The sequence below is a fragment of the Verrucomicrobiia bacterium genome (genome assembly GCA_019694135.1).
Lineage (GTDB): Bacteria > Verrucomicrobiota > Verrucomicrobiia > JADLBR01 > JAIBCM01 > JAIBCM01.
Window position 1 is genome coordinate 484,300 of the sequence record JAIBCM010000001.1, and the last position, 23,632, is coordinate 507,931.

The window sequence follows — 23,632 nt, forward strand, 5'->3', positions numbered from 1 at the left end:
AATCTAAAATGATCCATTGCGTTGATTAGCTCGTTGTTCTTGTTCTCGTCTTTTTCTCTCTTCCTCTCGCTCAAATAAAGATCGCGCAGTTTGAGTGGCCCCTTCTAAAGGGGATGCTTGGCTATTTGACCTTGGCGGTTCTATAGGCGCGGGTGCAGGCGTCTGTGGATTCTGTGGTGAAATGCGATATCCAGTGGTTGTTTCTGGCGTTCCATAATTTGATGGATCCATTGGATCAACTAAATTTGAAAATAAATTATCTCCCTTATTTTGTTGCTCCTCCGTCATTCTCTTTACTTCCATTTGTTGCAGCGTGGACGGGTCTTGCCCTGAAACTCCACCTAAACCTCCTAACATCCCTCCCATATTATTGTCTCCTCATTAAGTTAATTAAATCGTTTACCATTAATTTCTGTGCGGCCGCTTGATCCCCATTGGCCTGATTTTGATAAAAGCTCATGAATTCATTAAGCTGCTGCGGACTAAGAGACTCTCCTAATCTGGCCAATACCTGCTCGTTACTTAGTGGTGTGTTTTGCGGTTGAGCGGGTTCTGTATTCGGCTGGGGTTTGCCCATAAAGAATTGGCCAAGCTTACCAACGACATTGGATATATCCTTAAACTCTCTTTTTGCCTCGCCGACGGCTTTTGGTAAAATTCCAAACCCCATAAGCCCGGGATCAGAAATGGCATTGCCGCGACTATCAACGTATGATCTAGCTCCGGTTTTCACATCCTGAACCATATAAGCACCGCCTCCGCCTGGTTGAACAATAGCATCGGGAAATTGTTGCTTTAACGCATTAACTGCCTCTGATGTCGGACGAGGAGCGGAACCTGCCGCCATGGCTTCCCTTGCTGCAATTTGATTCATATAGCCTTGCGCCTTTTTGCCTAGGGCCTTTCCTTGAAGATATTCATAAACTGAATTTAAATCGCCTTTTACCATTCTTGAAACAACTTCCTGCTCTTCGTCGGGTGACAATCCGAGAGTTCCGCGGTTCAATGCGTCACCCAAAGCACGATAACGATCTGAGTCGTCGCGAGCGCCGCCCGCTCTCCCAGCTTCTAATTCCTTTTGCTGTTGAAAATTTCTGTCATTTAATTTTAGGGTTCGATCAAATTCACCTTCCCGATTTTTATTTTGCAAAATATCGGCCATTCCAATATCGGAATTAGATTGAATCGGTTTTCCGATTTCACTGAGATAATTTTTTGTTTCGCCGCGCTGATTCATTCTATCGGAAAATTCTTGTTCTCCCAATCCAACGCGCCGATCTTCAATCCCTGTCCGAGCCCTATCAATAAGATGACTCAAGTCGAATTGGCGCGAGTTTTCCTCTAAAGCTTTAGCTCTGGCTTTGTTATTAACATAGCCTGCTGCGATTGAGTCCGAAAATCCATATTGAGGTTGAAAAAGGTCTGCCATAATTATTCTCCCATTTTATCCCAGATTTTAAACCAGAATTTACACACTGGCTTAAACATCCATCCGTAACGATTTAATCCCACGGCCCATGCCCCCCAAGAGGTCATTGGTTTTACCATAAAAAGATTTACTAAATTTTTTACCCAAATTTTTTCTCTCATCTGAGGCACGAGCCAATCCGACATTCGGATATAGCCTCGTCGTCGTTTTTCAGTGACAAACACATCCCGACAGGTGCGAACAAACCAAGGCAATTTACCATTATAAATTTCAAGGAAGATAAAGCAGCACAGATTGATGCCCGCGCCAAATGAATAAGCGGTTGACTGCTGAGAACCCTTGCCGGTATTTCGGTTGTTCGTGTCAGCCTTGTGAGGTGAAAGTGCCTGAGCAAGTCCTGGCGCTGCGCCAGCCATGTTCATGTTATAATTATTTAATAAGCTTCCTGCTTTATAGGCATTATCACCAACGAGTCGCGTAATAAAATCACCAAGCACATTAGAATCTGTCACTCGCCAATCTCTAATTTCTTTTTCTCGCTCACGATTAGCTTGCTCTAAAACATCGGCTTCGCGAAACGATTTCCCGCGATTCAATGGCGCTAAAACATTTTCCGATCCTGTCCTTGCTGTGGCCAAAGCTCGCTCCACCCGATCATTATAAAGCGCACGAGTATTGTTTTCGTAAGACCCGTCAAGCGGCTTTAAAGTTTCCGCCACTTTTTTTGCGCCAGCATAACCAGGATTGCTGTCCTTGTATTTCATCACGGGTTCTGCCCATTCGATAACCGATTTCGTTGGCCCTGAATTTGCGCCTCCAGGATCGATAATATCCTTCAACCATCCCGTATTGGTATATTGTTGAAGATTCGTCCCCTTTTGCGTTGAATCTGTCGTTGTATCGGTGCTTGCGCCGCCGTATGATCCACCACCACCCATATTATTAACCTTTCATTCCTTTCATAAAACCCCTTGCGAAAACGAATAGTGTTTTAATCGAAACCCCTTTTTTCTAAACCATTTCAAAGCCGCTCCTGTGACCCTGCCCGTGCAGGTCTGAACTTCTTTGAACTTATTTTCTCGAGACCATTTCATGCAATATTCATACATGTCTTGCACAGCTCTATCGTTTTTTCCGTTAGAGTAGGCTGCATAAAGCCAAAGGAATTTTTCGTTTTTCCAAAATGGCATCACGGCAAAAGAAACTCCAAAAGCCAATGGATAACCTTTTTTAGAAACCACTACCAAACACAAGGTTTCACTTGCGGGCTTGCTGACGCAGTGCATTAAAATTCTAAAAAACTCTTCTTCGGTGTCATTCAAATTAGCTTTTTGTGGATCCCTTAAAGCCTCTAATCCTTCCCGGAAAAAAGGCCAATAATCCAAAACTCCCTGAAGAGAATTTAATCGAATGATCCTATTCATCAGCGTTCAATGCTCCCATTTCTTTGCCGCACATTTTCTCCGTATGTTATAAATGTCATATTTCTCCAACCATTAACATCAGGATACTCCGTAAATTTAAAACGGAATCTTAAAACTCTTCCTGATATTCTTGGGAAGCTGTGGCGTTTCTCGGGAAGTTTTTTATGCCATATTCCGGCTGACTGAAAAACTGGCGCTTCCGCTAAATTGTCTCGACTGGAAACCTCCACTGAAATTCCTGGGTAACCATCCCAATCCCTATAATTGGCGTGGATGACCATTGTGCCGCATTCTTTAATAAACTCTAAATCGCCATAGACTAAGTCGTTGGATTCAAGAACAGGCAGTGATTGATCCAGTAAAACTTCATCTCCGTCATTGGGGACTTCGTCCCTTAAGATTTCCAAATTATTTCGGCCATAAAGATTAATTAAATTAAATTCTCCCTCTTCTCCAAGCTGGTCAATGGGTATATCATAGTCATCAATATTTTTATTTAACTGGTCGATGACATTAACGTCTTTAATCCAAGAATGATAAATGGCGGATTGAATTCCTTCGACTTCTGAAATATACCATTTTTTTTCCATGATATTGTAGACCACAGCCATGTCAAAATCCTCCATACTTCGCTTTGAGCAATAAACAAACCAAAGCTCTCCATAAGGGCGATTGAAATAGGCCCACATGCGATAGCGAAGGATTGGGTCATTATTTAAATCATCGAAAAGAAAATCTTTTATTGCATCACCTATTGGAACTGGAGGAGTTTCTCCATTGTAACTCCAGCAATTTTCTTCCGACCAGAAGATATGCTCTTGGTTATAGCCAATAAGCGTATAAGGATAGGCACAGCCGATTTCAGTAATTAACTCTTTCTTGTTCATCACCTGAGGAAGACCAACATATGAAATTCCACTAATCGAACGATTGGTGTAAACCAGACATAAGTCGCGCAACTTCTTTATTCCTGTTACACCCATTGACTCTGGGTGAAGATCATCAGTGACATCGAAGTCATAATAAGAAGCTTCTGTCTGAGGCTTCTCATTAAACTCAAGAAAATTATGAACATCGCTCCACATCACACGATGAGGATATTCGGCGCCGTTAATGACGGGCTTTCCAATAATGATATGCTGGTAGAATTCTTCTAAATAAGAACCGGCAGGCAGTGCGTTAACGCTATTATGAAAATTGTAAACTTGTCGTCCGTTGGTATAACGCAGCGCGTTATCACGATTAGTAAAAAAGTGTCCTTCTTGCCAAGGTTTTGAAGCCCATCTGGAATAACGAGTAGAATTGAAATTGGTATAGTTAAAAGTGAATGTCCAACGAGCGCCAGGACTGTAACCAAATTTTTTATCAAAAGTAATTTGAGCCCCATAAATCAGAGAAACAAATTCCCGTTCTTTTACTGGAATAGGGCCGACCCAATTATTTCCGTTATCAATACTATAACGGAAGGTGGCGGCCTGCGAAGGCGTTTGAATAATGTGGGTATCTGGATCGGTGAAAATAATGTCGCTTCCTGCAGTAACTATCTCAACAATAAAAGTAAGGGGTGCCGGACCTGTATAATTTCCGCCAATTAAAAGTTTTCGATGAGCTTCATCTCCGTTGCCTTGGAAAATTGGGGTTGAATTCTCGACAAGGTGGATACTGGATTCTCCCAGAGATAAAATGGCGTAGTGTTCCGACAAAGCAACAAATCCTCCTGGACCAACTTGATCGGCTCGGATCGGAAGTAGTGCTGTAATGTCGCCTGCCATATTAAGGATTTTGTGGGACTAAAGTTTTTAAAATAACCTTTCGCTGAATTTGGGTTAGGATGCCTTCGCGATGTCTCATGTTAAGAGTGTAAAACCATGCTGACCCATCGTTCTGAAATGGTTCAAGAGTTCGATTAACGCCGTTTGCAGCATTAGGCCGATTCTTAAAATCTAATGAGGATGCCATATTAAACTTGAATTATCATTATACTGGCCACCATCGGCTGAGCCCCAGCAAATCCAGGAACAATTCCTCGGCCATCAGCGCCATTCGTCGTGGTGCAATTATGTTGCAGTAAATAAACATCGTTACTATCGCTTACAGTAATTTTGCCTTGAAGTGTTGCGATAGATGCGATTGTGCTGGCCACCGACGCTTGCGCCGCGAGACCGCTCAAAACTGTTGTATTTTGCGTTGAATTAAAAAGTCTTAGTTGATTATCATCAACTTTATTGCCTGCAGCTTGGGCAACAATAATATAGTCGCCCTCGTTTAGCTTGAATCCAGAAGCAGACGGAGTCATGAAAGCATTTGCTAAAACAGTTAAATTTAAATCGCGCGTGTTCCATGTGTTTTGAGTTAATCCCCCCGTTACAGTCTCGGCTAGAATTGCCGTAGGTAAATTTAACGCAGGACTATTATTAACTGTTACCGCTCCAGTTTCACTAACTGATATATCACCTGACAAAGCATGAGCCTGCCACTGTAGAGCTGCTTGATTATAAATTAATAAATAAGCATTCCCTCCAGCAGCCGCCAACTTCGTGTAATTAACACTGGCGTCTGTCAATTTACTTCCAGGTATGGATTTAACCTGCAAGGAATTTCCCGATACTTCAATAGTTGCATCATCCACATCTGGGCTTAGTGATCCGTTCGGATTCTGTTTTAGCCCCACCCCAGCAACATCTACATTAATCTTGGAAGCATTAACTGAGTCGTCTGCATATTTTTGTGTTGTTAAAGCATTATCCTTCACCATGCTTCCGGTGATCGTGTCATCTTTAATTGTGCCGTCATCGGTGTGCGATTTTTGAATAACGCTTTTAAAAACTCTTCGCGTTTCACGGTCTACATCATCCAGAATACTGCCTGTTTCTGTGGCCCCATCGGGCCTTGTTGCGTCTAAATCGTTTAAGTTATCAACCGCATCGTAAGCCATAATTAATCACCCTCCAAATCATAGGATGCCCCATCAACCAATTCTCCGTCCCACTTAATTACAGATTGCCACGCTTCATCTAATTTTTTTTGAGAAATGGCAACTCGTTCATCATCCTTGATAAAAAAGTTCAATTCCGAAATGCTTCTAAAAAGCATAAAATCTTTGCAGTATTCCAAGAAAAAGTCTGTTGCGTGAGCATCCGTATTACACTCTTCATTTTCCTGTGCTACTTCGTTGTAGTCGGGAAGCCATTGCACAATATCTAAAACCAAATCAACCTCATGCGTTGGCTGAGGATAAAGAAAAGCGTGAGAAGCCTGACAGATTAATGTTGGGCAATTCGGAAGTGTTCTACTATAATCACATTTTTCATCCCAATAAATAGGACTGAGATTATCCATCCTTCTCAACTTGTTAATTAAGGCAGCCTTTGAAATAACCTCAATAGGATAAAATGGGTCTGACTTACAAGAGCACGGGTCTTTAACCACAGAAGCTCCGCATTTCAAGTAAGCCCTTTTAACTGTCTTTACTTTACTGTTTTTGTAAAAATTTGGAGCCGTCCATGCAATCGGCGCCGCATTCAAATCAATACCAGAAGGCGTCATTACAACTCGAATCGTTGTAACAGCCATTTCAAAATTATGTGTTCTCTGTGCAAATAGCTTTGCGTTATTAATAGCAAAAAGAAGGACGTCTTCCTCATCATAAATGAAGGACTCCTTCTGCCTTAGCATATAGCCAGAAACCACTTTTTTAAATTGAGTAATAGTCATGGTTTCCTAAAGGGGCATGGTTTTTAGGCCATGCCCCGCCATAAGCTAAACGCTGAAACTATTCATGCCACCGGTTTTACCAGGGCCTTTAGGACAATCTTTTGTCTTATATTCTTTAACCTCATTTTTACCGTGTAAGCTGTCGCTAGCTTCACCAGTCAAAATCATGGTTTCTTTAACGTCTTTGCCTGATTTGGTGGTTACCGCCATATCCGGCAAATTATCTGTGTAGTAATTATCCATATATATTAATATCCTCTCACGTTAATTTTAAGTTCTCCCGTATAAGAAAACGCGGCATTTGTGCTGTCGTCTCTTAACAAGATTTCACTTCCGTCAGCATTGGGAGCCGCGACTATAATCGAGGTTCCCCCATCATCCAAAAGCCCATTTGAAACTTCCCAAATTTTAGTCAGTCCCAAAACTTCTGCTGGTATTTTTTCATCAACAAGGCCGGAGCCGGCACCGTTTAGAGTAATCGCGGCTTCAATAAATTTGCCAACAAATTTCTCACTGCGAGTGCCAAGCTCATAGCTATTGTTAACGACTACATCATCTTGTGTAACGTTAGCCATAAATTATGGTGCGTAATCCATAACGTTTTTAATGAACATGTGCGATTCTGGAAAACGAAGTTCCAAGCCGCAGTCTGTCAACCATTCGTCTTTTCGATAATCTGCATCGTTAGGTTGGCGATTTCTTAATAAGTTTGTGTCGCGCCCATCGAGATAGGTGTAAACCATGTTATTAACATCCAGAATCAGCGCGCTATATCGAAGTTTACTATCAGCGCTGAATAAAGGATGCGTTTTGTAATAGAGAGTTCCAAATGGCGTTACATGTTTAACAACATTCATTCCATAGGTATCAGCCATAGGAAGATCAGAGTTAAGCACCGACTTGCTCTTATAAAGCTGGTTAACGACGTTCAAGAATCCTGTTCCACACAAAACTAATTTTTCATTAGCTACATTGTTTACAAATCGGAACACGCGCTCCAAATAACCGTCATAGCTTTTTTCCGATAATTGACCGCCAGCATTTTCAATGATGCGTTTCTGGTCATCGGAATCTAGCGTGATAGGCGTTGGGCTATTACCATAAACAGTTCCCTTCTCCCAGTCTCTTAAGTAACCTAAAATACCTCGAGTTGTATAAGTGACCAAGCTGGTATTTGGATCAACCGTTTTCGAGTAAACACCAAACAGCTGAGTGCGCTCAATTTCAACTAAGTGAGTTAGAGAGGCTTCCTTGGCTTTATCTTTGTAAGGGCCTGTTTCATCAAATTTGGCAGAAGTTTTTAACGCCGTTCCAGAAATTGAGAACGAGGTTCTAAATATTTGCGTCGCATTAAAGAATTGCACCGGCAAATTATAGGGAGCCAGAGATGATCCAACAGCAGCCTCCTGATGGGCTGAACCAATATCAAGAACATCCTTATCATTAGCATCAATGTCGTTCGAAATTGCGTCATATTGTTCTAATGGCCTAAATTGAATTTGGTTATTTGCCGCATCAATTAAGGTGATAATTCCTTTAATATCATAGAAGGCAGTGCCAGCTTGGTTAGGGACGTTTTGAATGTCAATAACGTTACCAACACGAAATTGGTCTGTGCCGCCTGGAATAACTTCAACGCGATAAAGCGTATTAGTTAAAAGCGTAGTGCCGTCCGGCAACGCAACAGCGCCTGCCGCATCCAAGAAAGGACCGTTTGGCGGGGCTTGGTTGTTTTGCGTGGTTTTCGTTTGGAAAGTGCGGAACCTTTTTTCATACCATTTGAATTCAGGGTCGTTGACCTTTTCTTGTTTTAATAAGGAGAGAATCCCTGTTAGCGGAGCCGCTCCATTTGGATAAGTGTAAAAGACTTCACGTCGAATATTGGTGAATCTTTCATTGGCAAAATGCTCGCTGCCGAGCAATCCTAATATAGGCATTTTTCATAATTAAATACCTCCTAGCCAAAAAGTGATTTGGCCACCTTCTGAGTATCAGAAAGATGGTTATTTTCTCCCGTGGCTGCCGCACTGCGCCCTCCGCCCATGAGCGGGGTCATGCGTGACTGGTTGTTCGGAGTTGGGTTGGTGTTGTTATTTCCACTCTCGCCCATCTTCTTCTTCACCGAGTCCAGGATTTCCCTGGCTTTTGTAGAAAGCTTTTCAAAAACTTGTTCTTTGTTTCCTCTGTAGCCCTGTTTTTCAAGGCTGTCCTTAATCTGAAGAAGTAAATTTTCATGATTTTTCAGATCAGGATATTTTTCAAAAAATTCTGATTTATAGGCAGCTAATTGCTGTTCCTGCGCCCATTGAATAAATGGCTCAACTTGTCCAAAAGTATCCCTAAGTTTTTGATTCAATAAATATTCCGACATGGCCAAAGATTGACCATGAGTCCCCTGAACAATTTCGTGAAGAGCCTTAACCGCTTCTTCTCCGCCACCTAAAATACGCTGAATGACTGTGGCATCTGGTCGGTAGACCTTAAAAAGTTTATCAAACTCTTCTTGGGTTAATGGCGCTGGCTCATGTGTTGATCCATTTTTCGACTGAAATTCATTCAGAACTCCAGCAATAATTTCTTTTACATCTTCCTTTTTAAAAGAAGCAGATGGAGAAGGATTGGCAGTTGGTAATGGAGCTTGATAATTTTGAGAATCATTCTGAGAAACATCGGTTTTAGAAGTTGATTCAACAGATTCATTGGAAGCTTCATTATAAATAGAAGCGGCGTTATCTAAATTAGAGGTCGGATCAGCTAATGCTGTGGCTGCATTTTCAGTATCGTTCATGGCGTTGTTTGTTCCTTTTCGGATATTGACTCGGAAATTCCTGAAACTTCGGAACAATAAAGTCTATCCAACGCCTGCAGCCCCTTTATTATGCCAATTAGTCTTTCTCTTTCGAGAAGAGAGCCAATATCACCCAATTTCATATTATCGCATAAATTTTGGAATTGTCCAGCGGTTTCTTTTAAAATCTCCAATAAATAGTTGAATGGAACATTATGTAATAAGCCCTTCAAGGAGCTGAGGCGCTCCTTCGGGTTGAGTTCCTCCAATCGGCTGGCCGACTGGCGCAGGTGTTTGTCCAGCTCTATTTTGTCCATAGTTTTGAATAATTTGAATTAATTGATCTGGTGGAATTTGAGTGAGAGCATCCAGAATACCTGGCTGATTCAACACACTTTCCGGTGTTGTCGGAATCATGAAGTTTTCTGGATAACGAATATTTTTCAATTCCGCGATCTCAATCAAAAGCTTTTTAGGATCAAATCCAAGCATGCTGGCGGATTCTGGGTTTGAAATAACAGCTTGCAGTAATTCAGACATGGTTTCTGCTGTGGAAGATTTCTCACTTGGAAGAGTTCCGTCAAAAATTTCAAAATCAAAATTGCCAATTAAATCCGCCTTATCAACCGGAACAAAACGATTGTATTCTTGTAGGTTAGGAGTTGGAACCCCGGCAATGCCCCTGAAAATTCTTACATAAGTTTTTTCATCTAATCCATCGCGAAGATTAGAGAGCATGTTGCGAGCAAGTGGCATCAGGCAAGTATCATAAATTAGGCGAGCAATCATCTTCATGCGATTTGCGGCAGAGGAGTTAACTGCTCTGGCTTCTTGTGCTGAGCGCCTTCCCCCAGAAAATTGACCAAGCATATTTTCGTTAATGCCAGTAACAAACTGAGAAAGCCCCTGCAACTGGGAGGCATCCTGAATGTGCCTTCCTGTAACATCCCTAACCTCCAGCTGTTTTATGAAATTTTCAACACCAATTCCTCTGGCGGCCGGCTTAAGCCGAATGTAATGTTTTCTATTTTTAACATCCTCCATTTCAATTCCAGAGGGATCAATAAGAAACTGGTTTTGAATTGATTTTCTGACGTTAGTGATATGAGAATTGTAAAACCATGTAACAACATCCTGTAAATGAGTTATCATCTCGGTAATACATTCATTCACTAAATTGTGTTGATCGGGAGAAAACTGAGCGACTTCGTAGGTGAATTCGCCATGCATATATTCCAATGGCTCACATCGGATCACGCGACTTCCATTTGCGTAGACAACTAAATATCTAACCGGATAATTTTCTTCACCCAAAGGCTTCCCATTAACATTAAATTCGGAAGGAATTAAATCGAGTTGCACTTCTGTTAAAATAATATTTTGCTTTTGTGGAGCCTGACTTAATCCTGTGTTAATATTTTTTTGAAAGCTGTTACGATAAAAAGATTGATCTGCGTCATTAGCCTGAAATTCAGGAATATATTTTACGCCTTTGTAAAATCCGTCCTTCTCTTTTTGATGAAGATAGGTTCGAGAAAATTCATCCTCACTTGCCACAAATTCACCTTCTTTAAATCGGGTTAATGGAAGTCTGGGATCGGGAAAAAAATGAAATGGCGAAATATTTAAAATCTTATTGCCCAAGTAACGGGTGCCTTCCACCTTTTTCAAAGTTTCTTTATCCTTGGTAATTTGAAGACCTAAAAGCCCTATTCCTGGCTCTGTTACCTTTTTGTATGTGGTCTGGGTTTCCTTGTCCCAATAATGCTTAAAAACAGCAACACCGTATTTTGATAAGTCCAAAAGAAATTGGTAAAGTTTCGCGAAAAATAAATTATAATTAAGATCGCGAGAAAGTAGCGCCTCGCCAATTTTCGCAGCTCGATCATCATCTGGGCCAAATCCCGTCAACTCAAACAAGTATCGTTTTTGGTTGTAAAGCGAAAGCATAAAAGCGACAAAAGTTTGGACCTGAGCATAAACCATTGGCACAACCATTTTAGTTGGCTCGCCTCGATCTGCCGCCTTCTTGTCTTCCTTGTCTGGAACTCGCTCTCCTCGATAAGCACAATCTCTCGCTTCCCATGTGTTATAATAACGGCACATGTGGTTGCGAGAAAGCCTTACCAAGTCTGTGCACTTTTTGAGAATCGCGTTATGAAAATCAGAGACTTCCTTTTTTGAGAGATCATCACTTACGTAATCCAGCATAGCTTTCTCCTCCCTGATTTTGTTGTGACATTTCTTGTAAAGCTTTAATCATCAGTAAAACACCAAGTTGCTTATCAACTGCGTTTGGATCAAACTTTCCATCGGCCACGTATTTGCCTTTTTGATAAAGATTGGTTCCCGATAAAACGTAAGGACTAGGCAACCCCTTTTTCCTATAGCCAAGGCCATTGTAATATTCAGCAAAAGCAGCCAGTTTATCTAGGTCTTTTGTTCCTCGTTCGATTCCAAATTTATCGCGCAGCGCTTGCTTTAAGTTTAATGCGTGCACTGCGGCCGGCTCCCATTCATTAAAGATTGGAATGTTGTTTGGGATATGAACTGCAGGTCTCCCTAAAGGATCGCCTTGGTGAAGATAAGTTCCAAAATTTCCGTTACTTTCTCGCCAATGAAGCGCCGCAATTAATTCTGGTGGCATATTGGCTTTCTCAGCCACTGCCTCATAGCGACTTTTATTTTTCTGATAAAACTTTTTAAATCCCTCTAATTCCGACGCCTGATTTTCGCTCGGCCTGAGAGAAACTTTATTTAGTTGATTGGTATAGCTTGAAAGAACATTGTCTCCTGGCATAAAAAGTTGTGCGGCCTCTTTTTTGACAGGATTGGTTTGCGACACAAAAACCTCTGCGCCTTCTGGCCTAACTTGCTTTTGAATTTCAGGCTGAGTTTCGGGTTTTGGTAATGGAACTGATTTGAACACAGGAACCGATGGAAGCGCTCTAGGCGCAGAAGAATCTTCGCCTAATGGATTATTAGGATTTGAAAAATTTTGTTCTATGTAAGCCTGCTCTGATGAAAGATCGGGACGCGGGATTCTTTTTCTGGGTTCTACACCGGCGCCAAAAAGTCGCTCAATAAAATCGGGCGAAGCGGGTTGCCCCATGCCTTGGTATTGAGCGGTTGAGTTATTCATCTTTCAATAAAACTATTTCTAGTGCGCGCTGATAAAATTCTCTTTCTCTTGATGCGGCATAGGCCCCGAGCAAACTGAATTTGTCTCCGAGGATGATTTTCCCATCTCGTAATCGCTTGGCCAGATCGAGGGGTAAGTCGACACGGATTTGGCGCAAGCTGTCAGCCATAAGCCTAGCCCCGTCATTATCATTACCATCCAAAGCTTCAGCAAATTTAAGAATTTCTGCTTGGGCTTTTTTTCGCTCTTCCTCAACGAGTTCATATTTGTTTTTGTTAATGACCTCTAAACCAATTTTTGCGACTGTATCAGCAAGACTTAGTCCGGCACTTATGCTGCTCATTTAGTTTTGAAAAAGTTAAAAATACCTTTGTCTTTTAAATAAGATAAAAGTAAGGCAAATAATCCACATGCTATTCCGGCCAAAACTTCAGAGCCATCAGTTATTTTTAAAGCCCCTGCTTGATCGATAACTCCATGAGCCATGAACCAACCGCAAAGCACCGTTAGTCCATGACGTATAAGTCTTGCTATAAACGCTTTCATAATTTAACTCACTTTCTCTGTTCTAGTTTTCTTTCCATTTTTTCATTGTTCTTTTCCAGGTATTGCAAACGAAGTTCAGCGATCGATAAAAGCTTACTTAAGTTGACCATGACTTCGTCAATTTTTTCGAAACGTCGATTATTTTCTTTTTTGTAATCTTCTTGGTAGATGGCTATTTGTTTTTTAAATTCGTTTAATGCCTCAACTTTAACGTATCGACTATCCAGCCAAAATATCGCAGAAGTTATAATTAATAGCAGAATAGTATTGATCGATCGCCACACAAGCTCACCTATAAAACCTAGCGCTGCCTTATGATCTTTAAGAGACGTTAAAATTTTCATAATTGATGCAATAATGCCCCCGAAAACTGGCGCATAGTGATGACTGATTGCTGAATGGGTTGGCCAGTGCGATTAACAATTCGAACTTGGCATGTTTGACCAGCCGCTAAAAGCACCACTAAAATACCAATGGCGCCAGCAAATTTTGTATTTGAATTGGCCTCTTGCCCTCTTGGGCCGTAAGAAATTCCGTTACTTGAAACCAGCTCGATTTGATAACGCTGGTCGTTATTACTTGAATCGTCAGCCTCTGCATTTAATAAATAAACGCCGGTAAACGGAGCCAAGAAATAATCCCCGTTGGGATTAGAAATAAAAACATTGGCCGGACTTTGATGAGTAATAGTAAAATTCCTAAAAAATGAAGAAGAGCCTGCAGGTGCTATTTGTAGATTAGGAACCGATCCACTAACCGCTATAAAAGAGCATCCTCCAATAGCAGGTGGAGCTCCAGGAACCACCCCGGTTATTCGACCAAATTTATCATATTGAATTTGATCGTAAGCACCAGCCACCCCTCCCGCCACAAACGGCTCGTGCATTTTGATATCAGTTCGATTATTAACATTATCGTCAACAGCTTGAATAGGGTGAAAAACATTAAAGGTATGGCGAGGCGGATCAACTGGTTCACCATCCTTCTGAATAAAAGCATAGCCTACGGGTGGCATGACAACGCTGGTAATAATATTGCCTTCAAAAACACACGTAACCCCGCCAAGCCCATCGCCAGCCGTTTGATCCACGTTTGCCAAATGCTCTGTGAAAACTTCAATATAATCTAAGGCGTCCAATTCAAATGTGCCCTCAACTTCGATTGTGGTATTTTGCGCATTTGAATTTAAAATTCCTCCAATCTGAACTGCCATATCAGTCGTGCCGTTCTTAACGAGAGTAAGCTGAGCAACGTTTGGAATATTTAAGCCCTCGTAAATAAGTTGCGCACGAAATCTGAATACCCCAGGAAAAGGGGCAGTAAACCTACCCGTAACGGGATCGTAATTGTCTTTTGTGTCAAAAACTTGAGTATCAAAAATAATCTTTGTCGATGTCTCTGGTGGAACAGCTACTTGGTCAGATTTGAATGCGCGAAAGCCTGGGCCGTCTTCAATCAAATCCAAAATTTCAAGTTTGAGTTGCGCCCACGTAATCTTGCGCATTTCTGTGTTGGAAAAATCCCACACCGCAAACTCATCTTGATCTTCAAGTGGAGAAGAATAAGGATCAAGGAGATGAATATTGAAAGGAACGGTTGGGAAAATTTTCCACTTACCATTTTCGTCAAACGCCACAAACCCGTTAGGAATCCCTTTTAAAAGAATTTCAATTAGCTGCCCGTTAGCATTGGCCTGATTAAAAATAAAATCATTCTCTGTCATAAGGCGTTACCAAGTGGTGTGAGGTTTTCTCCTCCATAAATTAGGTGCAATACACTCATAAGAATAGTTCGGATCAAATGATCTCATCCCAATATCGCCAGGCGAATTAACCGCTGGAGGTGGTGGTAAAATCCAAATGCAAAGCCCAAAAAGTTGTTGCCCCTCCTCGATAGTAATAGCGATAGCCTTTTGATCGCTACCAAATGGGCTATCGGCTTGGACGTTAACAATGAAAATTCCTTTCTGCGAAGGAACACCTAGAATGAGTCCAGAGGCATCACCCGCTAAACCAGGGGGAAGTGGATCAAGGAAAGTAAATGTAATAGGCGAACCGCCAGTCGCAGTCATTCCAAAGCCAAAAGGCGATCCCACTTTTCCGCCAGCATTAACAGGAGGCTGTATAACAGGCGCATCGTTGCCGCCTGTAATAGTAATTAAGACAACGCCAACTCCGGTTCCATACGAATTCGTGGCTGAGAGCTGAACACCCCAGACACCTGGAGTATTCGGGACACCAGAAATAACTCCAGTATCAGCATTGAATGCCATGCCTGGCGGAATATTGACCGCACCAAATTTATCAGGATCATTGGTCGCCGTAATCTGATAAACTAAAGCTTGATTAACGGGTCCAGAAATTTGATTCGGGCTGGTGATAACTGGAATGTTTGGGTCTAAATTATTAAGTGGGTTAACTGGAATCCATTTCTCGCCATCGGAAAGGTAGAGTAATGGAAGTTTTCCATCTTCTAAAACCAAGAAAAAGTAGCCTTTATTGCACTTGGAAGGTTCTGGTAAATCTTTTTTCTCGCCCCATCCATGCACTTTGTCCCAAGGAATCGGATCGCAACCACACGCCAAATGTTCTTCCGCGTGCTTGCCTAATTTAAATTGAAGCGGCGTTCCTTTGCCGGAGGGTGAGCAGTTGCAATTATCTTTACCCATACTATTCCACCGTTACAAAAAGTTTAACCGCTGGCGCATTAACCACGGTAATATCTAAATCGAGCGTATCCAAAGCGCCTAGCGTTACGTTAATTGGAAAAACTTGCTCTGTATCGTTAATAACAATATTGGTTGCGCCAGCCACAGGAAAACCGGTTAAAAGAAGTGTCAAAGTTACATCACCAGCTCCAATAATCTGAGCACGCAAAGAAACAAGATCAGATGGAATATTATTAGGATTAATATTGATTGGGAAAATGTCAACAGTAGGAGTTTCGACGTAACCTATAATTGGAACATCCAAAACATCAACAGCAGGTTTTTTTAGGTAGGTGGCCATAGATTATGTAAGTAGTGGCTCTGTGCTCATGGTTCCTGGACCGATGAAAGTGATATCGGCGCCTTCAGCCAGGTTTTGAACACAATCGGTTAAAATCAGGACATCTTGAGGGGCAGCTGAATTGATTGAATTAAAGCCAGCATCTGCCACAACAGTTATATTTTGAAGTCGCAACCCATCTCCATTAACTGTAATTGCGTCATTGTCCAAGGACTCTATGCGAGCATTCCTAACAGTTAACGTGCCAGAGGCATGCGTGATTGAAGAAAAAGCAATATTACTTCCTGCCAAATCACCAGAAAGAACCAAGGCGTCGATTGTTGCCAAGTAAGTTCCACCGGTTCCTGAAACAATCGATGTTCCACCGCTGCCATCAATAACATTCGCACGAATATAATGCTTGCCTCCGGCATTATTAGGAAATGCAATAGGCCCGCCAAAGCCACTATTGGAATAAATAAATTGTGAATCAATAAATGAACTGCCACCAGAAAAACGGGAACAATTAAGCGTTTGACACTCCAAGAACACTAGGGCACTTCCAGAAATTTCAAAATTTCTAATCTCTTTAGCCTGAAAATAAACTTCTTCTGCTGTAATATCAATCGACGCATTTGCATTATTTGATGGAACAAATATACCATGACCTCGAACTGTGTAAGGTCCATCATCAAAGATTCCATCACCTGTAACGGTTGCGCCTGTAAAAAAATACCATGTGAGTTGTTTATTGCCTAATCCAGTTGCGGCGTAATTTCCAGGTAAAACATAAATAAAATCACCAACTGACGTTGCTGTTCTTGCGGCCCCCAATGTTTTAAATGCCTGCCCAAACACTCCTGGAGTTCCAGTGCCATCGTTTCCGTTTACATCGTCAACCCACGTAATTCGATTAGTCGCAATAGTAGTGCCGGCCATCAAATTAAAGAGTGTGGATAAATCTTGAAGGTTAGTTACTTTCTCAAGTCCTCCCTGAGAAATAGGGACTTTATCTGCTGGGTCTAATGCAGCAGCAGCGTCTAAATTGTCGATGTCTAGCTTGGGACTTGGGTTGCGACTTAGAAGATCTCCTTCGCTTAATCCCGATCCGTTTGCAGTTTTAATCGAGCGGGCTTTGGGTCTGCGTCCGATTCCCCACATTGTTAGCCTCCTTAATCATGTCTTTCATTTTGTCTTCCATGAAATTTTTCTGGAATTGGTAATTATTTCCGCAATAAGAATCGTTTTCTTTATCAGAACCTTTTTCTTTTTTTACGGAATTGGAATCTGTGTAATTTCTAGCCATGAATATTGCTTTCCTACGATTAGTGTTGGAGCTCCTATTGCCGAAGTATGCGTAAAAACCAGATTAACTCGACCACCCACACCCACTCGAAGGGTTCGATCAATCGTTAAAGAATAAGTGTAAGCACCCTCAGCTAGTTCTTCCGCATAATCAAAAATTGTCGTTCCTTGATGAATTAATTTTAAAACCTCCTGATCTCCAACGGCTGCCGATTGAAAAGTGAGTCGTGAAGAAAAATTATAATAAGCATCCTTAGTCGACGTAAAAACTCCGAGAACAGAATCAAAATTTCCATTAACATCTAAATCTTCATCTGGAAAAATAAGATTGTTGTCTCCACTCAACAATGAGCCAGAAAAAGCGTAGCTTGCTAAAACCAGTAGTTTTGGAGAAGCCGTTTTTCTGAATCCCAAAATTCTCCCAAACCCATTCATAGAATTGCCAAGTAAAAAACCCCATCTGAACCGTTATCTACATCGAGGTAGATATCATTAAGATCAATTTTTTTACCAGGAGGGGCCTCCAATGTGTATGAGTCTCCAGGCTCAACAATTCGTTTTACATCACCATTTATACCTATATAAACATTGTTGGCATTGGCTACTTTGAAAAACTGAGCTTGAATCTCAACGCTTTGCACTAAAAAAGAAATTCCCGATAATGGCTCCGGTGTTCCAGGCATTGCGATTGTCTTGGTGCCACTGGTAAATAAACACTTCGTGGTCGAATTATTAACGGGTTCTTGCAAGACATTAACGTCAATAGGTTGACCAAATTGAACCTGTAATGGCTCTTGAACTATTACATTGATTGGCTCTTGAATTTGAGCTTGCAAAACCTTATTTGTTCCACCACTAAAATTAGTTACCGAGAACGAATCAGTGTTACTGGTGCTGATAACTGTTCCGTTGTAATCAGTGCCTGGCACTGATGCGATTAGGTAAACCGTATTGCCAATATAAATGGCATAGAATTTTTTGATTGGGTTGGCTAATGCGTTAACAATCGAAAGTTCATTTCTATCGGCATTGACAGCAACCGTTAATTGCCTGGCGCGCTGGACTTCAGAATCACCATTAAAATCAGTGCCATAAGTAAACACAGTGCCATCTATTGTCACTGTGTCGCCCAACGATGGCTTTATATTTAGCATCTTGATCGTGCCAGTTGCTGGCTCGCCAAGTGCGCGATAATACTCTAGTCCAGGATTCACAATTTCCCACCCAAAAAATCAGCCCCTAGCGAATGATGGTTAGGTTTGTGCTACTCGTTGCATAACCTAAAACAACATCATTTACTGAAAGGTCTAAATTGTTGGTCGATCCATCCGTAATTAAAATATACGGAGGGTTGTTAGAAATTGTGAACGCTGCATTTGCTCGAATCACGTAAAGCTTGCCAGCCACGCCATTAGTCACTGTTACCAGGAGATTGGTTGTGTTAACAAAGAATGCGGCGCGACTTGGCAAAGTGAGAAGCCCACTGGCATTTACTTTTCCAATATATTCTTGGAAAGAGAGCCCACTCAAACTAGAAATACTGTAGCTATTAGCATCAAGGTCACTCAATAGTTTGCCGTTCTCGATAGGCGTAATTTGGGCAAAGCAATGGTTCGTTAAAGTTAAGACAATAGATAAAAATAAGAATTTTAATTTAAAAATTTGTTTCATTTTCCCCCTTAAAAAGTTGTTACTTTAACGATAAATCATTATTTTCATTTGTCAAGTAATAACTTTAATGTTAAAGTAAATTATGCAAGATTCCTTGACCGAGCCTCGATCTCTTCACAATCAAAGACGTCCTAATGTTGAAATAAAATCCGAAAAGCCAGAGCACAGAATTATGCTGTATTTAAAAGCCCAAGGACTATCCAATAAGGAGATCGCCAAAAAAACGAACTATAAGGAATCATGGGTTAGCCAAGTAACTCGACAGGAGTGGTTCCGAAAGGCCCTATTGGATGAATTAAAGGAAGAGGGATCAACCAAAGTAAAGAAGTTGCTCGCAAATGAAGCCATTAATTCAATTATGAAAGTGGTTGAATTACGAGATAGCGCTAGCTCGGAAAAGGTTCAAATGTCGTGCGCTATGGATTTGATAGACCGACATTTTGGTAAGGCAGCCCAAAAGGTTGAGAAAACTAACGAGCACAAGTTCACTTTCCAAGAGGTTACTAAAGTTGACGCCAAAATCGAGATGATAACAAAAAGAATTAATGAATTAAGCAATGGAGCAAATATTGGACACCAACAGCCTGCAGGAGGAAGAACTCTCACTCTTGAAGCAGGAACTAGCGAAGGCACTTGAAGATAAACTTAGCCTCATTCAAAAGTTTAATCTTTTATTTTACAAGCCACATGCAAAACAAGACGCTTTTCATCGAGCCGGAAATTTTAAACGAAGGCTATACAGAGCATCGAATCGAAACGGCAAATCAACCGCGGGAGTTGCCGAGGATTGCGCATGGCTTTTAGGGTATCGACCTTGGTATAAGGAAGGTGACCCAGCAAGGATGGCTGGAATACCGCAAGGCAGACCAGTTAAGATTTTGGTTATCACTACGGAATGGGAAAAGGTTGGAGAGGTTTTCACAAATGACTCCCCTGCTAATCCAGGCAAGCTTTATAAATATCTTCCCCGTGGTTTTATTAAAAAACATAAACGGAATCATTCAGGTTTTATTACATGGATCGAATGTGAAAATGGAAGCTCTATTACTTTCGACACTGTTCAAGCTTTTAAAACAAATCCTCAAGGCGCTGAATCTTCAGATTGGGACGCAATCCATGTAGATGAGCCGTGTTCTAAAGAGCAATGGAATGCGTCAAGTCGCGGACTGATTGATCGTGACGGTTCGGCGTGGTTTACTTTAACGCCATTAGAAGAATTCTGGATAAACGACATGTTTTTCCCAGACGACATGAAAGCTGCATCCGCAATTATTAAAGACGGCGATAGGGAAAGGCTTTGGGCTATTTCTGCCACTATTTATGAAAATCCCTACCTTACTCCAGCAGCGATTGCTGAATACGAGAGCGGCTTGAACGATGACGAAAAACAATGTCGCCTTCTCGGCATTCCCCTTCACTTATCGGGTTTAATTTACAAAGAGTTTGATTCTCAAAAGCATATTTTAACATCAATTCCTAAAGACTGGAAAGATTATAATAAGCCCCCCGAAAATTACACAATTTATTGCGCGATAGACCCACATCCTCAAACGCCCCATGCTGTTTTGTTTTGCGCAGTTAGCCCTTTCGGTCAAAAGTTTTTTTATGATGAGGTATTTTTCCACTGCACCATAGATGAGCTTTGCAAAATCATTAAAGAAATTTGTCATGGTTATTTTGTCGCAAGAACAAGGATTGATCCAATGGCTTACATTAACGACCCTATCACTGGCTCCACTATGGCCCAACAATTTTTAGCCAATGACATTATGGTAAGTAAAGCACCGAAGGATTTAGGTCGAGGCATCCTAAAAGTCAAAGAAGAGCTCAAAAAAGATAATAACATTTACATATCACCAAGCTTGAGACGATTTATATGGGAGATCAACCGCTACTGTTGGGACAAGGATAATAAGCCAGTCGACAAGGACGATCACATGATGGAGTGTTTTTATAGGCTTTGTCTTGAAAACCTTGATTACATTGACCCCTCTACTAATAGGGTTGTGGATATTCCAGAAATGTCTTTTGAGAAGGCGGAGCTTTCCCTCGACTTATTTTGATTTTAATCGGAATGCTCATATAAGCGTTAATAACCCGACCGCTGGGGAAGGTATCCCTTTTGGAAAAAGCTTATTTTATGCAGCCTTTTAGCCCCTTGAAGCAACATTACCTTACCTCTTTTTGATTAACAATTTCAACTATGATTATAAAACAATACTTTAAAATAAATGTGATAATAAAAACAGTTGGTTGGCAAAGTGGAAAATATAAGTATTTTATAATTAATTACTTATAACAATCATGTTTATAACTTTATATAATAGACGGCATAATAAGTAAATTTATAATTACATGAAAATGAGATACTTGCAACACTGACATTTTGCAGTGTTTATCGAATGAAAGTTATTCACAATTTTCATCGACCTTTTTTCTTCTGAAAATCATCGTGCTGAATTTAGTAAAACTTATACGAAGCTCTAAATTTAGTTCAGCTTTCTGATTCCACAGGATAGCTTATCACATTCCTCGTCCGAGTCAACGCTTCATACTTATTCCGATCGCTGTAGCAATCTGATAATTTGTTTGTCCTTATTGAAAATTTGAATTGGTTTCAGAACAGTAAGTTGATGATTTTTAGACAACCTTAAAATTTCATTTTATTTTAAAAACCTATTAATTTTTACCAAAAAACCCAAACTAAAACAACTTTCACCAAAAAAACCGATTGGCAAACAAACAATTATATCTTGTCAGCCAAATATCTTAATAGACCGGCCGAAATTTCATCACTAAAATCTTTTAATCCAACAAGAATGGTAGACCACGAATCGCCTCTAGCAATCTGTCGCCAATCCCCCAACGGGGTTTGAGCAAAAACATTAATAATACCATTTTTCTTTTTGAATTTTAGTGGCCTCTTTAAAGCATCTCTCAAGATTTGCTTTGCCTCACTTTCCCTAACCCAATTCAATCCCATATCACCACATCACCATTTTCTTCTTCCGCAAAATTCACATCGAAATTTTGTGCCAATTCATTGATTAGTGATACTTGAGCCCCGCGCAGTTTAACCTTCATAGGAAGATTACACTTACTTGAAAGCGCCATAATGGCCTCGACGGTTAATCTATCTGGATTATCAATTACCCAATCCGATATCAGTCGACCAACTGGCCTTGAATCTCTATTATAATTTAAATCAGCTATCGTAACGGTTTGCTCGTCTGGATGAATCCTGATTTTAGACCATCGCTCCAACAGCAACCTGACTTCCGGTGTAGTCTCCCATTGATATTTGTAATAACCTTTAACCGCATAACGCAGGCCAGAAGCAAAACTTTCAGGCTTCAAAGGGTCCGTAACAATCTTAACAGGCATGCCAAAAGCGGCTTGTTTTAGCCACGGTTCAAATCTTCTGAAATTTGACTCACTATATCTCGATAACATAAGCTCCTTATTTATTAAAATTAACCTCCACACAGGATTCCTTCAATCTCCTAACTATCGACAGCCCACGTTCTGGAGAGCGAAACTTTGCTGCCAAAGTATCAGACGTGTATTGCGTTGTGATCAGCATCTTTTTCCCGCGCTCGTTGCGATACTTTGTGATGTCCCACACTAAATCTTCAACTCCTGGACTATCGGAGTCATTACCGTAGTCATCCCAAAACAGTAAATCAGAGGTAAAGCATTTGTCTTTAAGATGTGTATTATCGTATGGATTCAGGACAATCATTTTCAGGATCGAATTGTCCACAAAAAAGAAACCTAATCCTTGCGTAATGGCTTTCTCCAAACAAGGCCAGGCCGTCCTAGACTTGCCGCTCCCCGTTGGGCCGTGAAGCATTAGGCCACGATCGCCATTCCAATCATGAGAAAAAGCCTTTCTGGCCGCGTCTTGATCTGGCAACTTTTTAAAGTCAGTGTTTTTAAAAGGGCACTTCCTATCAAATTCTAGCAATCTTGAATTTAGCAAGCTTTTCTCTTCTTTGCGCTTTAAATGCTCGTTTACGCAATCATAACACCAATCTGGTGGGATGACATAGTCGGACTCATATTTCGAAGCCAGAAGCTCTTTTGCGTTGGGAAGACGATAAGTTTTGAAAGAGCTCTTGCAGTTTGAGCAAACTTCTTCAACCCGATTAAAAAGTTTAATCAAATCTTTCTCCGAAGCGCAAATCACTTTTGTTTCATCCATTACTTCGCTCATATGTCACCATCCATTCGCATGTTCTTCGGCGGTGGCCGCTTTCCTTCGTTGGTTTCCGTTCCTAGAACCAGGCTGGAATAGACCTTGATAATCGCTTTTGATCGAATGCTTTATTGATTCAATCGCTGCGGTTTTTCCCCACTGCACAAAGTCGTTTAATTGAGCTTGTGCGGCCTTGATTGACACGGGCTTTCGCTTTGATTTGCGAAACTCAAGCCAATCTTTCCAAGAATCCTTAAAAACCGGATCGTCCAACTCCTTCGGGATAGGCACGTCATCGGCTTTAAGGGGGTAAGGGGGATTTATCTTATCTTCCTTATCCTCCTTATCATATCCTATCTTATCGGTTTCGCCTGGGTTAGCCGTGGGTAACCCGTGGGTTTCCTGTGGGTTTTCTTTGGGTTTTGGAG

The 23,632-nt window shown here is 41.1% G+C and carries 30 protein-coding genes; 2 read left to right on the forward strand and 28 right to left on the reverse strand.

Translation table 11 applies throughout. The features are described from left to right. Positions 1–3: 3 nt before the first annotated feature. The 24 genes from K1X66_02320 to K1X66_02435 all read right to left on the reverse strand — a co-directional run bounded on the left by K1X66_02320 (position 4) and on the right by K1X66_02435 (position 19,006). Positions 4–366, reverse strand: a complete 363-nt coding sequence (locus K1X66_02320) for a hypothetical protein (protein ID MBX7157210.1) — start codon at positions 364–366, stop codon at positions 4–6. A 1-nt stretch (position 367) separates the two neighbouring features. Beyond that, positions 368–1,429 carry a hypothetical protein gene (locus K1X66_02325; protein ID MBX7157211.1) on the reverse strand — a complete coding sequence of 354 codons (1,062 nt, stop codon included), beginning with the start codon at positions 1,427–1,429 and terminating at the stop codon, positions 368–370. A gap of 2 nt (positions 1,430–1,431) precedes the next feature. After that, positions 1,432–2,367, reverse strand: a complete 936-nt coding sequence (locus K1X66_02330) for a hypothetical protein (protein ID MBX7157212.1) — start codon at positions 2,365–2,367, stop codon at positions 1,432–1,434. 21 nt (positions 2,368–2,388) lie between these two features. Continuing rightward, entirely contained in the window at positions 2,389–2,853 is a 465-nt protein-coding gene (locus tag K1X66_02335) for a hypothetical protein (protein MBX7157213.1), read from the reverse strand. After that, positions 2,853–4,625: a hypothetical protein gene (locus K1X66_02340; protein ID MBX7157214.1), complete on the reverse strand. Its 1,773-nt coding sequence runs from the start codon at positions 4,623–4,625 to the stop codon at positions 2,853–2,855. Before K1X66_02340 ends, K1X66_02335 begins: the two co-directional genes overlap by 1 nt. 1 nt (position 4,626) lies before the next feature. After that, on the reverse strand, positions 4,627–4,812 hold the full coding sequence (locus tag K1X66_02345) for a hypothetical protein (protein ID MBX7157215.1): 186 nt from the start codon (positions 4,810–4,812) through the stop codon (positions 4,627–4,629). A gap of 1 nt (position 4,813) precedes the next feature. Beyond that, on the reverse strand, positions 4,814–5,788 hold the full coding sequence (locus K1X66_02350; protein MBX7157216.1) for a hypothetical protein: 975 nt from the start codon (positions 5,786–5,788) through the stop codon (positions 4,814–4,816). Positions 5,789–5,790: 2 nt separating this feature from the next. Beyond that, positions 5,791–6,567 carry a hypothetical protein gene (locus tag K1X66_02355; GenBank protein MBX7157217.1) on the reverse strand — a complete coding sequence of 259 codons (777 nt, stop codon included), beginning with the start codon at positions 6,565–6,567 and terminating at the stop codon, positions 5,791–5,793. 45 nt (positions 6,568–6,612) lie between these two features. Continuing rightward, positions 6,613–6,810, reverse strand: a complete 198-nt coding sequence (locus K1X66_02360) for a hypothetical protein (protein MBX7157218.1) — start codon at positions 6,808–6,810, stop codon at positions 6,613–6,615. Positions 6,811–6,815: 5 nt separating this feature from the next. Continuing rightward, complete coding sequence (locus tag K1X66_02365; protein MBX7157219.1) at positions 6,816–7,142, reverse strand: hypothetical protein; 327 nt, start codon at positions 7,140–7,142, stop codon at positions 6,816–6,818. 3 nt (positions 7,143–7,145) lie between these two features. Then, positions 7,146–8,504, reverse strand: a complete 1,359-nt coding sequence (locus K1X66_02370; GenBank protein ID MBX7157220.1) for a DUF5309 domain-containing protein — start codon at positions 8,502–8,504, stop codon at positions 7,146–7,148. Between the two features lie 20 nt (positions 8,505–8,524). Then, positions 8,525–9,355: a hypothetical protein gene (locus K1X66_02375; protein MBX7157221.1), complete on the reverse strand. Its 831-nt coding sequence runs from the start codon at positions 9,353–9,355 to the stop codon at positions 8,525–8,527. A gap of 213 nt (positions 9,356–9,568) precedes the next feature. Beyond that, a complete protein-coding gene (locus K1X66_02380) occupies positions 9,569–11,566 on the reverse strand; it encodes a hypothetical protein (protein MBX7157222.1) in 1,998 nt (665 codons plus the stop codon). Then, the gene (locus tag K1X66_02385) at positions 11,547–12,497 is read right to left on the reverse strand and encodes a hypothetical protein (GenBank protein MBX7157223.1); all 951 of its coding nucleotides are present in this window, start codon (positions 12,495–12,497) and stop codon (positions 11,547–11,549) included. Before K1X66_02385 ends, K1X66_02380 begins: the two co-directional genes overlap by 20 nt. Then, positions 12,490–12,840 carry a hypothetical protein gene (locus K1X66_02390; protein MBX7157224.1) on the reverse strand — a complete coding sequence of 117 codons (351 nt, stop codon included), beginning with the start codon at positions 12,838–12,840 and terminating at the stop codon, positions 12,490–12,492. The genes K1X66_02385 and K1X66_02390 overlap by 8 nt, the downstream gene beginning before the upstream one ends. Further along, complete coding sequence (locus K1X66_02395; protein MBX7157225.1) at positions 12,837–13,043, reverse strand: hypothetical protein; 207 nt, start codon at positions 13,041–13,043, stop codon at positions 12,837–12,839. The genes K1X66_02390 and K1X66_02395 overlap by 4 nt, the downstream gene beginning before the upstream one ends. Before the next feature lie 8 nt (positions 13,044–13,051). After that, a complete protein-coding gene (locus tag K1X66_02400; GenBank protein ID MBX7157226.1) occupies positions 13,052–13,387 on the reverse strand; it encodes a hypothetical protein in 336 nt (111 codons plus the stop codon). Next, on the reverse strand, positions 13,384–14,766 hold the full coding sequence (locus K1X66_02405) for a hypothetical protein (protein MBX7157227.1): 1,383 nt from the start codon (positions 14,764–14,766) through the stop codon (positions 13,384–13,386). Before K1X66_02405 ends, K1X66_02400 begins: the two co-directional genes overlap by 4 nt. A gap of 6 nt (positions 14,767–14,772) precedes the next feature. Beyond that, on the reverse strand, positions 14,773–15,711 hold the full coding sequence (locus K1X66_02410; GenBank protein ID MBX7157228.1) for an Ig domain-containing protein: 939 nt from the start codon (positions 15,709–15,711) through the stop codon (positions 14,773–14,775). 1 nt (position 15,712) lies between these two features. Further along, on the reverse strand, positions 15,713–16,051 hold the full coding sequence (locus K1X66_02415; protein ID MBX7157229.1) for a hypothetical protein: 339 nt from the start codon (positions 16,049–16,051) through the stop codon (positions 15,713–15,715). 3 nt (positions 16,052–16,054) lie between these two features. Next, positions 16,055–17,191 (reverse strand): hypothetical protein, encoded by a 1,137-nt coding sequence (locus K1X66_02420; GenBank protein MBX7157230.1) that lies wholly within the window; start codon positions 17,189–17,191, stop codon positions 16,055–16,057. A gap of 111 nt (positions 17,192–17,302) precedes the next feature. Then, positions 17,303–17,770, reverse strand: coding sequence for a hypothetical protein (locus K1X66_02425; protein MBX7157231.1), 468 nt, complete (start codon positions 17,768–17,770; stop codon positions 17,303–17,305). Then, positions 17,767–18,549, reverse strand: coding sequence for a hypothetical protein (locus tag K1X66_02430; GenBank protein ID MBX7157232.1), 783 nt, complete (start codon positions 18,547–18,549; stop codon positions 17,767–17,769). Before K1X66_02430 ends, K1X66_02425 begins: the two co-directional genes overlap by 4 nt. A 25-nt stretch (positions 18,550–18,574) precedes the next feature. Next, complete coding sequence (locus K1X66_02435) at positions 18,575–19,006, reverse strand: hypothetical protein (protein MBX7157233.1); 432 nt, start codon at positions 19,004–19,006, stop codon at positions 18,575–18,577. Between the two features lie 82 nt (positions 19,007–19,088). Between K1X66_02435 and K1X66_02440 the strand changes: the two genes are divergently transcribed. Both K1X66_02440 and K1X66_02445 read left to right on the forward strand, forming a co-directional pair. Further along, on the forward strand, positions 19,089–19,643 hold the full coding sequence (locus K1X66_02440) for a hypothetical protein (protein ID MBX7157234.1): 555 nt from the start codon (positions 19,089–19,091) through the stop codon (positions 19,641–19,643). Beyond that, positions 19,564–21,069, forward strand: coding sequence for a terminase family protein (locus K1X66_02445; GenBank protein MBX7157235.1), 1,506 nt, complete (start codon positions 19,564–19,566; stop codon positions 21,067–21,069). The genes K1X66_02440 and K1X66_02445 overlap by 80 nt, the downstream gene beginning before the upstream one ends. A gap of 683 nt (positions 21,070–21,752) precedes the next feature. Here the strand turns inward: K1X66_02445 and K1X66_02450 are convergent. From K1X66_02450 to K1X66_02465, 4 genes are all read right to left on the reverse strand, one after another. Further along, a complete protein-coding gene (locus K1X66_02450; GenBank protein ID MBX7157236.1) occupies positions 21,753–21,989 on the reverse strand; it encodes a hypothetical protein in 237 nt (78 codons plus the stop codon). Then, positions 21,980–22,459, reverse strand: coding sequence for a hypothetical protein (locus tag K1X66_02455; GenBank protein MBX7157237.1), 480 nt, complete (start codon positions 22,457–22,459; stop codon positions 21,980–21,982). The genes K1X66_02450 and K1X66_02455 overlap by 10 nt, the downstream gene beginning before the upstream one ends. Before the next feature lie 7 nt (positions 22,460–22,466). After that, entirely contained in the window at positions 22,467–23,222 is a 756-nt protein-coding gene (locus tag K1X66_02460) for a hypothetical protein (protein ID MBX7157238.1), read from the reverse strand. A gap of 3 nt (positions 23,223–23,225) precedes the next feature. Beyond that, on the reverse strand, positions 23,226–23,632 hold a 407-nt coding region (locus tag K1X66_02465; GenBank protein MBX7157239.1), incomplete at its 5' end, for a hypothetical protein.